Below are 13,735 nucleotides of genomic sequence, written 5' to 3'. Positions count from 1 at the left end.
AGCCGCCCGTGAAGGAGTTGGCGCAGATCAGCAACACGGCGGTCCAAGCGTGTTCACTGGTTCCGCCTCCCTCTAACCGTCACGAAGTCTGCGCCTGGGAAGCAGCAACGCCTGCAGCAAAGCCAGGATGAACAGGCTGTTCGTCACGAGATACCTGCTCGCCAGGCGGCGGGGATCCTGGAAGAGCCGGTGCAGCCATTCCAGCCCGCTCTTCTGCATCCATTGCGGCGCCCGCTTGACGTCTCCGGCGTGGAAATCGAAAGCTGCTCCTACCCCCAACATGACCGCATTGATCCGGCCGCGATGCCCCTGCATCCAGCTTTCCTGCTTGGGACATCCGAGGCCCACCCACACGATCCTCGCACCGGACTGATTGATCATTCTGACCACTGCCTCATCTTCCTCGGCCGACAGAGGGCGGCGCGGAGGTGAGTAAGAGCCCACGATGTTTATGGCGGCAAACTCGGTTCGAATGCACCCTTCGAGACGCTGGAGGGTGCCCGGGCTGCCGCCGTACAGGAACATTGCCGTGCCAAGTTCCGATGCCCTACGGCAACAAATCCACATCAGGTCCGGTCCGCTGATGCGCGGCTGATCCGCGTGTCCCTGCCGCCTCAGCATCCAGGCCACCGGCGCTCCATCCGGCGCGACAAGGTCGGCGCTATCCATCGCTTCAGCATGGGCGCGATTGCGGCGGGCGGTGACGACACTGTGGACATTGCACAGGAAAACCGTTCGGCTCTCCCGCCGTAGGGCCCAGTCGAAGACACAGTTGACTGCCTGCGCCAAACCCAGGGCGTGCACGGGTACCCCAAGCACTTGCTCGCGCAATTGTCCCTGATCGATCGCGTGTCCCTGATCAATCGCGAGCTCTGTCATGCCACAGCCTCGATTGCTGCAATAGATGAGCCATCATCACAGCGTGCGAGCACTTCGAGTTCAATTGCTATTCCGAACGGGAAGCTGGCGGGCGGCGCGCTCACCGGAGGTAGCTAAAAGGAATATCCTTTGTTCTCTCCGTGGTGCCGAAAGAGCGCATGAAATGCGCAGCCCGTCGCGCCGTTGAGCAGGAGGTAAAGCCCCGTTACCGCGGGTTTGCCTACGGCATTGTTGTCGGGTGACACCGTGACGATCTTGACGCCGATATGGCCGCCTGCCGACGTGCCGGCCGCAAACGGAGAGAACAAGGGATATTCCTTTTAGGTACGTCCGATGGGCGCCGCCCACCAGCTTCCCGTTCGGAATAGCAATTGAACTCGAAGTGCTCGCACGCTGTGATGATGGCTCACCTATTGCAGCCGTCGAGGGTGGCATGACAGAGCTCGCGATATCAGGGAGTGGTGGGACGTCGCAAATGTTCGCGGATGATGCCCTCTGGTTGCAGCCTAAAGAATTCACGCAGGATTATCTGGCATCGCTGTGCATCGCATTGGCGCAGATCGATACGGATGCCGTGCAGGAGGCGATACAGATGCTGCGCGCCGTACGCGATGCGGGCGGCACAGTCTTCGTCGCCGGCAACGGCGGCAGCGCAGCGACCGCCTCCCACTGGGTCAATGACCTCGGTAAGGCCACGAAGCGCTCGGGAAGGCAGCCAATCCGGGTCATGGGCCTGACAGACAACGTCTCCTGGATGACGGCGCTCGGCAATGACGAAGGCTACGAGCGTATCTTTGCTGGCCAGATGGAGAACTTCGCCAAGCCGGGTGACGTGCTCATAGTGATTTCAGCCAGCGGGAACTCGCTTAATCTCGTGCGGGCAGTCGAACTCGCTCGCGAAAGGAAGGTAGCCACGATCGGCATTGTCGGTTTTGACGGCGGCACGCTTAAAGAGCTCGTCGATCAGTCAGTATGGGTGCGGTCTGAAAAAGGCACCTACGAACTCGTCGAGGACGCCCACGCCGCGATCTGTCATGCCATCACGCGATACCTCGTCGCCGACCGACCGGAGCGCGGTCAATGAATATTGTCCTGCCGAGCTCTCCCTGCTTGCAAAAGGCAGATGTCGAGGGCCGCACCTACAGCCGGCCGCGCCAGGCGGTCATCCTGGCCGGCGGGCGTGGCACGCGCATGCGGCCGATCACACTCGACCGCCCGAAACCAATGGTGCCGGTGCTCGGCCGCCCTTTTTTGGAATACCAGATCGAACAGCTGCGGCAGGAGGGGTTCGAAAGAGTTCTTCTTCTACTCGGGTATTTGCCCCATGTGGTGATGGACCACTTCGGCGACGGCAGCAGGTTGGGCCTCAGTATCGAATATGCCGTCACCCGTCCCGACGACCTCACCAGCAGCCGGGTATCAAATGCCCGTCACCTCATAGATCCCTGCTTCCTGCTGCTGTATTGTGACAATTACTGGCCGATGCGCATGGAGCGGCTGTGGCAACGCTTCTGTGCGGCCGGCAAGCCTGGAATGATCACGGTCTACAGCAACAAGGACGGCTTTTCACGCGGCAGCGTGATCCTTGATGCGGACGACAATGTGACCGTCTTCGACCGGCTCCGCACCACGCCCGGGCTGCAGGGAGTCGAGATCAGCTATGCCATACTGACCGATCTCGCCCTCGAACTCCTGCCCCACGAGGACACCCTCTTCGAGGAGGCCATCTACACGCCGCTCGCGAAGCAGCATCGCCTCGCCGGCTTCGTGAGCGACCACCGCTATTACAGCGTGGGCTCGATCGAGCGTCTACCCGCGACGGAGCGCTTTATGAGGCGCGAAAAAACCATGCTCGTAGATAGGGACGGCGTACTCAACTGCAGACCGCCACGGGCTCAATATGTTTGTTCATGGGACCAGTGGGAGTGGGTTCCGGGTGCAAAGCAGGCGTTGGCCCTTCTGAACGAGGCCGGCTACCGCATAGTCGTCATCTCGAACCAGGCAGGGATAGCGCGCGGAGCGATGACCGCCGCTGATCTCGAGGCGCTTCACCAGCGCATGTGCGCCGAGTCCGAAGCCGTCGGCGGCAAGATCGCGGAGATCTACCACTGCCCACACGGCTGGGACGACGGCTGCGACTGCCGCAAGCCCAAACCCGGCATGCTGTATCAGGCACAGCGCGACTTTGATCTCGACCTCACACGCACACTCTTTGTCGGCGATGACGATCGTGACCGTCAAGCGGCCGAAGCCGCGGACTGCCTATATGCGCAAGTAAGCGAGCAATGCTCGCTTCTGGACCTCACCCGTCAACTCCTTTCGAAAGCGGAGCAGGGCAGACATGAATGAACCAACACGCGTTCTCGTCACCGGACACAATGGATATCTCGGTTCTGTCATGGTGCCCGTGTTGCAGACGGCGGGCTATGAGGTGGTCGGGCTGGACATGGGATATTTTCATGCGTGCACCCTGGGAGCCGACAATACCAGTGTGCCCGAGATCACAAAGGATCTGCGCGCCATCGAACCCCCGGATCTCCAGGGCTTTGACGCAGTGATCCATCTGGCGGCACTCTCGAACGACCCGATCGGAAATCTCAACGCGGATTGGACGAGGCAGATCAATGCGCAAGGGACAGTTCGTCTGGCCACGATGGCCAAAGCGGCCGGCATCCGGCGGTTCCTATTTTCCTCCTCCTGCATCATGTATGGCATGTCGAATGCCGCCGTCGTCGACGAAACCGCCCCGCTGGCGCCGCAAACAGAGTACGCAAGATCGAAGGCTGTTGCCGAAGAAGCGCTGCGCGCGCTGGCGGACGACCGGTTCTCGCCCGTCTATTGCCGCAACGGCACCGTCTATGGTCTCTCGCCGCGAATGCGCTTCGACACCGTGCTGAACAATTTCATGGGCAGCGCCTTCACGACTGGACGTGTCGAAGTCCATAGCGATGGCACGCCATGGCGGCCCGTGGTTCATGTCCAGGATGTCGCGCGTTATTTCAAATTGATGCTGGAGGCGCCGCTACAGGACGTCCACAATGAGGCGTTCAACATGGGTGTTGAAAGCCTCAATCTTCAGGTGCGCGAGATAGCAGAGATCGCCGTTGAGGCCGTCCCCGGCGCGCAGCTCACAATGACACCGAAGCCAGGCGCGGACCAAAGGACCTACAAGGCGGACTTCAGCAAGTTCTCACGGACTTTCCCGGATTTCGAGTTTCAGTCGACGGCGCGAAAGGGAGCGCAGGAGCTTTACGAGGCGTTCCGCTCGATCGCACTTAGATTTGAAGACTTTACCGACAAGCGCTTCACGCGGCTGCGCTGGCTCGATCATTTGCTCAAGGCGGGGATGCTCGATGGTCAGCTGCGCTGGCGAACCGCACAGCCGCGTGTTGCCTAATTTTCATTCCGTTGATTTTCGTGAGGGCAAAATATGGAACAGCTAGACGATACCAAAGCCGTGGGGCGCCGCTCAGGACTGAATCTTCCGACCATCATCGACCGCGCTGCACAGCGTCTACCGTCTCTCGTCCTGACGCGCACTCCTTTGCGCGTCAGTTTTGCGGGCGGCGGTACCGACCTGCCCGATTTCTACAATCTCGATTGCGGCGCGGTCTTCAGCGCGGCAGTGGACAAATACATCTATGTCACCGTCAAGCGTCACAGCGAGATCTTTAATGAACCTATCCGCTTGAACTATTCACAGACAGAGCAGGTAAACACGATTGGGGAGATCAAGAACAACATCGCCCGCGAATGCCTGCGTTTCCTGGAGATCGAACCGCCGATTTACATCTCGACGGTCGGAGACATGCCGGCCTCGACGGGCATGGGGGGGTCGAGCTCGTTCACGGTGGGGCTGCTCAACGCCCTGCATGCATTCCGGGGAGAACGTGTCACCCCTGGCCAACTCGCCGAAGAGGCATGTCACATCGAGATGCACATCCTCAAGGAGCCGATTGGCAAGCAGGACCAGTATGCCGCCGCGTTCGGGGGCATGAACCTGTTCCGCTTCCAGCCTGGCGGCGCGGTAACGGTCGAGCCGCAGCGGGTGCGCAATGGCGCCGTCGAACATCTCTTCAGCAACCTGATGATGTTCTGGACATCGCATCAGCGACCGGCCAGTTCCGTGCTGGCAGAGCAGAAGGCGAACACGTCAAGCAATCTCGATACGCTCAGGCGGATGCGGGACGATGCCTTCATGCTTCAGGAGATCTTTTCGGAGCCCATCATCGACATAGAACGCTTCGGTGCCGTCCTTCACGCAGGGTGGGAGATGAAGCGGAGTTTGGCGTCCCGCGTGAGTAACGCGGCGATCAATGGCCACTACGACCTCGCCAGGGACGCAGGTGCGGAAGGCGGCAAGCTGTGCGGCGCCGGCGGCGGCGGGTTCCTTATGTTCGCGGTCAAGCCGGAACGCCGAGAAAGCGTAAGACGCGCACTTTCACACCTAGCCTATGTGCCTATCGGCTATGAAGTCCACGGCTCGCGGCTCTTGCATCCGGCGCAAGTCTAATGCCGTCCCCGATCGCACAAGCGGATCGCCGGCGCGAGCACCCATCAGGAGAGCGTCGGAGGTGCGACCCGACGTTACACTCATTTGATCAATGGATCTACGATGCTTTTCACAAAGACCGATATTCCCGGCGCCACCCTGGTGGAACTGCAGAAATTCGAAGACGAGCGGGGCTTTTTCGCACGCGGCTGGTGTTCGCGGGAATTTGCCGAGCAGGGGCTTCCGGATCATGTCGTGCAGATGAATATTTCATACAACAGGCACAAGCATACACTGCGCGGCTTCCACTACCAGCTGGCTCCCCATGGCGAGGACAAGATGCTTCGCTGCATCCGGGGCAGCCTGTACGACGTGCTGATCGACCTGCGGCCCGAGTCATTCACCTATAAGCAGCACCTCACTGTGGAACTTTCCGCGGCGAACCAACGGATGCTGGTGATACCGAAGGGCTGCGCGAACGCCTTTCTCACCATTGAGGACCACACCGAGGCCACGTATCTCGTCTCCGAATTCTATGCACCGGCAGCCGAACGCGGTGTTCGTTGGAACGATTCTGCTTTCGCCGTGAAGTGGCCAGTGGATGAGCCGGCGGTGATCTCAGATAAGGACCGGACTTGGCCAGACTACGCCGAATAACCTTTCTCGGCGACGAACTTGCGGAGCGCTACAGAGGAGACGCAAATGTTCATCGTCGACAGGGAGTTGGAGTTGCTCCAGGCTGAGGGGCGTCCAATTCGCGTGGGTATGGTGGGGGCCGGTTTCATGGCCCGAGGCATCGCGATGCAGATGCTGCGATATGTTCCGGGCATGGAACTCGTAGCCATTTCCAACAGACACGTGGAAAAGGCGCGAGAGGCCTATGCCGCTGCAGGCGCGGACGATGTGACGGAGGCGACCAGCACCAAAGCGCTTGAGGATCTCGTGGCCCGCGGCCGCCGCGCGATCACGGCGGACCCGATGCACATTTGCGAGGCCGAAGGCATCGACATCGTCGTCGAGGCGACAGGCGCGATCGAGTTCGCTGCCCAAGTCACAATGTGCGCGATCCGGCACGGCAAGCATGTCGCCCTGATGAATGCCGAACTCGACGGCACGATCGGCCCAATCCTGAAAGTGTATGCCGACCAGGCAGGCGTGGTCCTCACCAATGTGGAGGGGGATCAGCCGGGCGTCATCATGAACCTCTACCGTTGGGTCAGGGGCCTGGGCATACGTCCCGTGCTTTGCGGGAACATCAAGGGCCTGCACGATCCATACCGAAATCCGACGACCCAGGAGGGATTTGCCAAGAAGTGGGGGATGAAGGCCCCGATGGTCACCTCCTTCGCGGACGGCACGAAGATCTCATTCGAGAACGCCATCGTCGCCAACGCCACAGGCATGCTGGTGGCCAAGCGCGGCATGTACGGGCCTGTGGTCGAGCCCGGGACCCCGATCCAGGAGGCGGTCGGCTGGTATCCGCTCAATCAGCTCCTCGAGGGGCCGGGGATAGTTGATTATTGTGTCGGCGCCATGCCCAACCCCGGCGTCTTCGTTCTTGGCACCACAGAGAATGCCCTCGAGAAACATTATCTGTCACTCTACAAGATGGGCCCCGGGCCGCTCTACTGTTTCTATTGGCCTTATCATCTGTGTCATTTCGAGGTGCCCTTCACGGTGGCGAGGGCCGCGATCTTCCGCGATGCTGCGATTGCGCCCCTGGGCGCGCCGACCGTTGACGTTGTGGCCGCCGCCAAGCGGGACCTTAGTGCCGGAGAGATCCTCGATGGACTCGGACATTACATGACCTATGGCCTCTGCGAGAACGCGCCGACGGTGCACGCCGAGCGGCTTGTGCCGATCGGGCTCGCCGAGGGCTGCCGACTGCTGCGCGACGTCAAGCGCGACGAGGTGCTCGGCTATGACGACATCGAGCTTCCGATAGGGCGGCTGTGCGACGGACTGCGCCGGGCGCAGGATCTTGTCTTCTTCGGCAGCTCTGCCGCGTCACCGCAGCGCGAGGTTCTTACAACCACTTAGATAGCGGGATGTTGCGCAGACCGAGCCCGAGGAGGTTCGAGATGGCCGAACCGATGGCGCGAACGCTATCCGACTTCCATTACCTGAAGCATGCCGCCGCGCTTTGCCTGGGTAGTCTCGCCTTGGCCGCCAAGGCACGCTCCCGCAGCATCTGTTACGAACGCCGAGCGATGGGGATTACCTCCTTTTGCTGGAGTGCCTGCCACAATGACACTCTGCTCGCGGGAGGGAATTGGTGTAAAATTTTCAGGGCGATAGCCCCTCCGCGTTAGGCAAGACTGAACCCATCTGGCGCTCTTGTCCATTTTGGACATGGTGAGGACGGCGCAGTCAAGCGGAACAGCTACTACGAATAAGCCAAAGGCACTATTGATGTACAATCCAGATTGGCTCCGGTATTGTAAGCGCGTTGTAAGAGCGGCCTTAGGCTTCGATCATCTTCTCCGGCCCGAATGCTCTGTTCCTACACAAAAACTCGGCTCCGTATATGGAGGTTGGGTGGTTGCGGTCGAGCCTCTTCTAGGAACTCCCTCCCCTATTGTTCTTTCCTTTGGCTTAGGGGACGACATTTCATTTGATCAGGAAATCAGCAAAGTATTCGGCGCAAAGGTCTTTGGGTTTGATCCGACTCCGGCCAGTCTTGACTGGATTGCCGCTCAGGAATTACCCCCCACTGTGCGGATCTACCCGCTGGGAATATCTAATTTCGACGGGGAGCAGACGTTTGCTGTGTCCGAAGATGATACGCGCAGCAATTTTTCCACGAAGATGGTTACAGGCAAGAGCATTATCTGCAACGTGAGGTGTTACTCTACTATCCTGGATATGCTCGGACTGGCAACTATCGATGTGCTGAAACTCGACGTTGAGGGGGCAGAGCACGACGTCCTTCCACAGGTGCTTGGATCTGATGTCTTACCGAGACAGATTCTCGTCGAGTTTCACCACTGGTGGCACCGCACTCCGGTGAAGCAAACCTACCGAACAGTAGAAGCGATAAAGGGCCAGGGGTACACCCTGTTCCATGTTTCTCCTGCGGGCCACGAATTGTCATTTTTGCTGACGCGATAACAAGCCTTACGAGAACTTTCGACAACCCGCCGTCGGTGGCGGGGATCGTCGGCATCAAGCGCCCCGACGCCACGCTTGCCAGGTGACCCGAGATGCAGGCTGGACGCGAACATTTCAGCCGGCATGGCCCGCGCCGCACTGGTCAGACGACCCACATGTTCGGCATTGCCGACGGCAGCATGGGCGGCAAGCAGCTCGCGGAGACGGGAAGTAGCTGGGACGGGCATTGAGCGATGGGATTACCTCCGTTTGCTGGTGTGCCTCCCACAATGACACTCTAGTCGAACAAAGCGCTTTCGCCTTTCATTTGAGGAGTGTGGGGGCGGACCGTCGGTCGACGGCGCCACCACAGCCCTCAACGATTGGATGGGACACGATGACAGATCGCATTGCGCTCATAACTGGTGTGACTGGTCAGGACGGTGCCTATCTTGCCAGACTGCTGCTGGAGAAAGGCTATACTGTCCACGGACTGAAACGCAGATCCTCCTCCTTCAATACCGAACGCATCGACGACATCTACGTCGATCCGCACGAACCGGACGCACGCTTCTTTCTCCACTACGCCGACCTGACCGATGCGACCAATCTCATTCGTATCATTCAGCAGACGCGCCCTACCGAAATCTACAATCTTGCGGCTCAAAGCCATGTCCAGGTAAGCTTCGAGACGCCGGAATATACCGGCAACGCCGATGCCCTTGGCACACTCAGGCTGCTTGAAGCCATACGCATCCTGAAGATGGAAGAGCGGGTGCGCTTTTATCAAGCGTCAACCTCCGAGCTGTTCGGCAAAGTCCAGGAGGTGCCCCAGACGGAGAAGACGCCGTTCTACCCGCGCTCTCCCTATGCGGCGGCCAAACTCTATGCCTATTGGATCACGATCACTTACCGTGAAGCGTACGGAATGTTCGCTTCCAATGGCATACTGTTTAATCATGAAGGCCCCACGCGCGGCGAGACGTTTGTGACCCGCAAGATCACACGTGCGGTTGCAGGTATCGAGCGAGGCTTTCAGTCCACCCTCTATCTTGGAAATCTGGACGCGAAACGCGACTGGGGGCATGCTCGCGACTATGTGGAGGGCATGTGGCGGATTCTTCTGCACGCGGAGCCTGACGACTTCGTCCTCGCTACGGGCGAAACCCATTCGGTGCGCGAGTTCGTGGAACGTGCCTTTCGGGCAGTCGGCCGCGTCATCGTCTGGGAAGGTAAGGGGGTGGACGAGATCGGCCGGGATAGCAAGACAGGAGAGATCCTCGTCCGAGTCGACCCACGCCATTTCCGTCCGACGGACGTCGATCTCCTGATGGGAAATCCGGCGAAAGCCCGCTCAAAGCTCGGCTGGTCGCCTAAGACGACGTTCAGCGACCTCGTGGCGGAAATGGTGGCCGCCGATCTGAAACGTCTGGAGCGAGAGAGCTGGCACATGGACAGTAGCGTCTAGAGAGGGCCAGCCCTCATGGACTACACTTATCGGGTCGACGCAAAACGGATATTCGTGACTGGCCACCGGGCATGGTCGGCTCGGCTGTGGCGCGGCGATTGGAGGAGGAAAACTGCGAGTCCTAATGGTTCCGCGCGACGTTCTCGACCTTCGAGATCAGGACGCTGTGCATCGCTGGATGACAGAAACCAGGCCCCACGCCGTGGTCCTTGCAGCCGCAAAGGTCGGCGGATTCTCGCCAACGATCGCTATCCGGCCGATTTCCTGCTCGACAACTTGCTGATCGAAACGAAGTCATCCGGCGTAGGCGCGGCCACAACCCCGCTCGCAGGAACGACGACTTGCCGGCTCCTGAAGCGCCCAGAACCACGAGCGCCCGCTCTGCGCCGGCATCGCGCATCAGCCGCAGCCGGTCCAGAGCGCGAAGAACCTGAGTGTCGCGGTCGAAGAAGATGGCAGCGTCTTCCTCGGTCAGAGGCTCGAATCCCGGATATGGCCATCGGCCGGGCGGAAAGCCGAAGCTTTGGCATCAAGACCCGCCCGTTTGAGGCCCTGCTTGAGCCGTTCCCAGCCTTGCACATCGAGCACTAAGTCAACGGCCTGGTGGTCGGCGCCATGTCCGCCGGTAGCGCGGAGATCTCGACGTCACCTATGATGACCAGAGACATCGAAACTCTTTGAAGAACACACTGTTCCTCGCCACGCCCGATCATCAGCCATCTCTCGGAAGTTGGCGTTGGGCTCCTAAACTGACGCACATGTAAGCTGGGTGCCCCCTGAAGCCTGTGCGGAAATGGTCGAGCACTGGCTGCAGGTTGCCCTCTCTCGACCCCGACAGGCTGATCTTCATCGATGAGACCGCGGCATCCACAAAGATGGCGCGGATGCGTGGACGCAGCCTGAGCGGCGAACGATGCCGGGCGGCCGTTCCTCACGGCCATTGGAAGATCACCACCTTCACGGCCGGCCTGCGGCTGGGCGGCATGACGGGGCCAATGCTGCTTGGGGCGCGGCTCCTTGGACGCAGTGTGCTTGGCTAAGAGCCTGTTTGTAAATTCTGCTCCGACGACCATGATGGCGTTTTCTGCGCTTCCGGTGCTAACGGACCCAAATGTCCGCTGCGCTCCGGCTCTCGAAACCACCACCATATGACTCGCCGGAGCGACTTTCGAAACAGCTCTTAGCAGCCAATTCGCTCGCCGGAAGAAATTGACGCCGACAATTCGAGTTGACTGCTCCAACACAACGAGCGCAAGTCCATCTATAAATTGTCATGAACTTATCGGGGTGTTTTCGAAACGATATTTCGGAATGCTTCAATTATGACTTCCACCTTCATGACGAAATGTTAAGATGGAGATCTTCAAATGAGTGCTTTATTATTTTCTGACTTCAATTCGACAGTTACCGAATCACTGGACCGCTGATCTCTAATACGAAACCCATCGCCTGTCTCAGGCCAAGCGCCAGGTTCGAATGCTCTGCCGCAGCATGCTTATGACGAACATTGGCTGCAAGACTTGCTGTTTCGGTATCCCACCTTGATCATGGCCGACCGGCTTATCGTCTCGGCAGCGGCCCAATCGAAAGCGCTCTGGCGGCGATGCGCATGATGGTCCGACATCGCCGAAAGCAGATCCGGGAGCTGATCGACGACAGCATCGGCCGACCTGAGAGGCTTTAGACCATTTTGCGTCACGAACTCATGCGCCGCATGCGCGAGGACGACATCGTGCTGTCCATTCAAAATGCCGGACGAAGGACCACAAACGATGCGACCTGAAAGCCGGCAGGTACCAACCCACCTACAGCACGTTGCAAAGCCCATATTCGACATTGTTCACAGTCATGGCTAACTCGACGCGGGGCTAGGCCCCCAAGCACATCACTCGCTTCAACTCGAGCTTTGGGGACCTGATCGGCGGCAAGTCGCTGATCGTGCTCGTCAATGGCGGCTCAGCCAGCGCCTCGGAAATCGTGGCTGCGGCCTTGCAGGATCATCGCCGGGCGACGGTGCTCGGCACGCATTCGGCAAGGGTTCGGTGCAGACGATTATTCCGCTTGGCGACGGTGGCGCGTTGCGCCTGACGACGGAGCTCTACTACACGCCGGCTGGCAAATCGATCCAGGCCAAGGGCATCACGCCCGACATAAGGGTCGAGCAGCCGCTGCCGGAAAAGTTGCGGGGTCGAGATGTGTCGCGTGGTGGGTCCACCTTCAAGGCCATATCAAGGGCGCCGAAGAAAACGAGGAGGGCTTGGGTTCCGCGGCCAATGTGCCGCCGGATTCGAACGACGACCTGCAGCTGATCTATGCCGAGCAGCTTTTGCGCGGCGAGAGGACCCATGCGGCGTTCCCACCCAACCCGGATAGCGCCATCAACAACCAATAGCGGCGTGTCTTCGCTTGCCTGGTCCTTGTGATGTTTTGTTTGCCGCGACGTTAGTCGGGCAACCTTGTCTAGGCGAACTTGGTTCGGTTCTAAGGGTACGGGTCGACCTTCAACGATGTGCGGGCGAATCGCGCGGGTACTTTCGGCGAGCCTAAGGCGTCGACGCTTATGGAAAGTAGTTGTTGCCCAGAGCGTAGCCCGTAGAAAATAAAGCCGAAGAAAATGCCGAGGGGAACCCCGCCTACTGTCACGGCTTCAAGAGCGGTTCCCATAAATGCACGACATCTACTGTTCGTAGCAGATCCCCAAAATGGAGAGGTGCAAGCGATCCTGGATTTCTGCCGTCGAGAATGAGCCTACCAACGGCGAGGGTCGCGGCCCAGATGAAGGAAATGTGATCGAATTCCCAATCGCGGTACCCAATGCCGAGGCAGCCAGATTGGCTCTTGCTTTTCGGATAGGCCTACGTGCAGCGCAGATCGCGGCACTGCGTCGCCCTGTTCCGGTTCGCGAGCGCTATGACCGAACGGGGCCGATTGCGCACTGTCAGCGTTCCGCCAAATTGATGTGTGAAGCAGACGTCAAGTTCGAACAACGAAAAACGCGCTGCATAGGCTCAACGGATGATAGATTGGCCCGAATTCGTCCCACCCGCGAGTGACTCGCCTCCGTCAGCGACCAGTGCATGGCCGGTCATGTAGGACGACTTGTCGGACACCATGAACAGAATGACCTCGGCGATCTCGTCGGTCGTTGCAAAGCGGCCCATCGGGACGATGTTGGCGATCGCGTGCTCCAGCGCTTTGCGGCCGCCGAGTTGGTCCGTGTAGGGATCGTTGAACGGCGTATCGACCCAGCCGGGGCAGAGCGAATTGATGCGGATGCCGTAGCGCGCGACATCCAGTGCGATCTGGCGGGTCATGGTGATCGATGCAGCCTTGCTGGTGATGTATGCGGTCATCGCTCTGTCGAGGAAGACGCCGGAGTTCGACGACGTGTTGAGGATGACGCCGCCGCGCTGTCTCTTCATGACCGGTAGGACTGCTTGGCAGGCGACGAACTGGGCATGCACGTTGACCGCCCAAGAGCGATCGAAACCGGCGCCGTCGATCTCCTCGACGCTGCCCGCGACCTGCACACCGGCATGATTGTGCAAGATGTCGATGCGCCCATATCGCTCGGCCACGTCCTGGATGACGCCGACGACGGCTGCATCGTCGGTGACGTCGACACGGATTGCCTCGCCGCGCCCGCCGGCGGCGGCGATGGAGTCGACCGTGCCGCGCGCGGCATCGAGATCGCGGTCGGTGACGATGACCGTCGCGCCCTCGCGCGCCATGGCTTCCGATCCGGCCCGGCCGATGCCGGAGCCGGCACCGGTGACGATGGCGGTCCGCCCCTGAAGTATCATTTG

Annotated in this window: 12 protein-coding genes and 3 pseudogenes; 11 read left to right on the top strand and 4 right to left on the bottom strand. The window is 59.7% G+C overall.

Annotated features, from left to right (window positions below; genetic code table 11):
- Positions 1-72: 72 nt before the first annotated feature.
- Together AC0L2V_RS25550 and AC0L2V_RS25545 are read right to left on the bottom strand one after the other, a co-directional pair.
- Positions 73-879: a WecB/TagA/CpsF family glycosyltransferase gene (locus AC0L2V_RS25550; RefSeq protein WP_473511751.1), complete on the bottom strand. Its 807-nt coding sequence runs from the start codon at positions 877-879 to the stop codon at positions 73-75.
- Positions 880-1,049: 170 nt separating this feature from the next.
- Positions 1,050-1,175, bottom strand: a pseudogene (locus tag AC0L2V_RS25545) (bifunctional Delta(1)-pyrroline-2-carboxylate/Delta(1)-piperideine-2-carboxylate reductase); the annotation flags it as partial.
- Between the two features lie 179 nt (positions 1,176-1,354).
- Between AC0L2V_RS25545 and AC0L2V_RS25540 the strand changes: the two are divergent.
- The 9 genes from AC0L2V_RS25540 to gmd all read left to right on the top strand — a co-directional run bounded on the left by AC0L2V_RS25540 (position 1,355) and on the right by gmd (position 9,929).
- Positions 1,355-1,963 (top strand): SIS domain-containing protein, encoded by a 609-nt coding sequence (locus tag AC0L2V_RS25540; protein ID WP_473511752.1) that lies wholly within the window; start codon positions 1,355-1,357, stop codon positions 1,961-1,963.
- Positions 1,960-3,228, top strand: a complete 1,269-nt coding sequence (locus AC0L2V_RS25535) for an HAD-IIIA family hydrolase (protein WP_473511754.1) — start codon at positions 1,960-1,962, stop codon at positions 3,226-3,228. The genes AC0L2V_RS25540 and AC0L2V_RS25535 overlap by 4 nt, the downstream gene beginning before the upstream one ends.
- Positions 3,221-4,276: an NAD-dependent epimerase/dehydratase family protein gene (locus tag AC0L2V_RS25530; protein ID WP_473511756.1), complete on the top strand. Its 1,056-nt coding sequence runs from the start codon at positions 3,221-3,223 to the stop codon at positions 4,274-4,276. Before AC0L2V_RS25535 ends, AC0L2V_RS25530 begins: the two co-directional genes overlap by 8 nt.
- A 33-nt stretch (positions 4,277-4,309) precedes the next feature.
- Positions 4,310-5,392 (top strand): GHMP family kinase ATP-binding protein, encoded by a 1,083-nt coding sequence (locus tag AC0L2V_RS25525; RefSeq protein WP_473511758.1) that lies wholly within the window; start codon positions 4,310-4,312, stop codon positions 5,390-5,392.
- Between the two features lie 102 nt (positions 5,393-5,494).
- Positions 5,495-6,028 (top strand): dTDP-4-dehydrorhamnose 3,5-epimerase, encoded by a 534-nt coding sequence (gene rfbC, locus AC0L2V_RS25520; RefSeq protein WP_473511760.1) that lies wholly within the window; start codon positions 5,495-5,497, stop codon positions 6,026-6,028.
- A 45-nt stretch (positions 6,029-6,073) separates the two neighbouring features.
- Positions 6,074-7,411, top strand: coding sequence for an NAD(P)H-dependent oxidoreductase (locus AC0L2V_RS25515; protein WP_473521531.1), 1,338 nt, complete (start codon positions 6,074-6,076; stop codon positions 7,409-7,411).
- Positions 7,412-7,909: 498 nt separating this feature from the next.
- Entirely contained in the window at positions 7,910-8,482 is a 573-nt protein-coding gene (locus tag AC0L2V_RS25510) for an FkbM family methyltransferase (RefSeq protein WP_473521530.1), read from the top strand.
- A 92-nt stretch (positions 8,483-8,574) separates the two neighbouring features.
- Positions 8,575-8,712: a hypothetical protein gene (locus tag AC0L2V_RS25505; RefSeq protein WP_473521529.1), complete on the top strand. Its 138-nt coding sequence runs from the start codon at positions 8,575-8,577 to the stop codon at positions 8,710-8,712.
- A 146-nt stretch (positions 8,713-8,858) separates the two neighbouring features.
- Positions 8,859-9,929: a GDP-mannose 4,6-dehydratase gene (gmd, locus tag AC0L2V_RS25500; protein ID WP_473521528.1), complete on the top strand. Its 1,071-nt coding sequence runs from the start codon at positions 8,859-8,861 to the stop codon at positions 9,927-9,929.
- A 121-nt stretch (positions 9,930-10,050) separates the two neighbouring features.
- Here gmd and AC0L2V_RS25495 read toward each other — a convergent pair whose 3' ends face one another.
- On the bottom strand, positions 10,051-10,383 hold the full coding sequence (locus tag AC0L2V_RS25495; protein ID WP_473521554.1) for an nSTAND1 domain-containing NTPase: 333 nt from the start codon (positions 10,381-10,383) through the stop codon (positions 10,051-10,053).
- A gap of 370 nt (positions 10,384-10,753) precedes the next feature.
- On the opposite strand from AC0L2V_RS25495, the pseudogene AC0L2V_RS25490 reads away from it, so the two are divergent.
- Together AC0L2V_RS25490 and AC0L2V_RS25485 are read left to right on the top strand one after the other, a co-directional pair.
- Positions 10,754-10,951, top strand: a pseudogene (locus tag AC0L2V_RS25490) (IS630 family transposase); the annotation flags it as partial.
- Positions 10,952-11,804: 853 nt separating this feature from the next.
- Positions 11,805-12,321: pseudogene (locus AC0L2V_RS25485) on the top strand (S41 family peptidase); the annotation flags it as partial.
- Between the two features lie 616 nt (positions 12,322-12,937).
- On the opposite strand, the gene AC0L2V_RS25480 reads toward AC0L2V_RS25485, so the two are convergent.
- A complete protein-coding gene (locus tag AC0L2V_RS25480; protein ID WP_473521527.1) occupies positions 12,938-13,732 on the bottom strand; it encodes an SDR family NAD(P)-dependent oxidoreductase in 795 nt (264 codons plus the stop codon).
- Positions 13,733-13,735 lie beyond the last annotated feature (3 nt).

It is taken from the genome of Mesorhizobium sp. WSM4814 (assembly GCF_055811595.1).
Note: the sequence above shows the minus strand (reverse complement) of the source record. Positions and strands in the feature narration are given on the sequence as shown.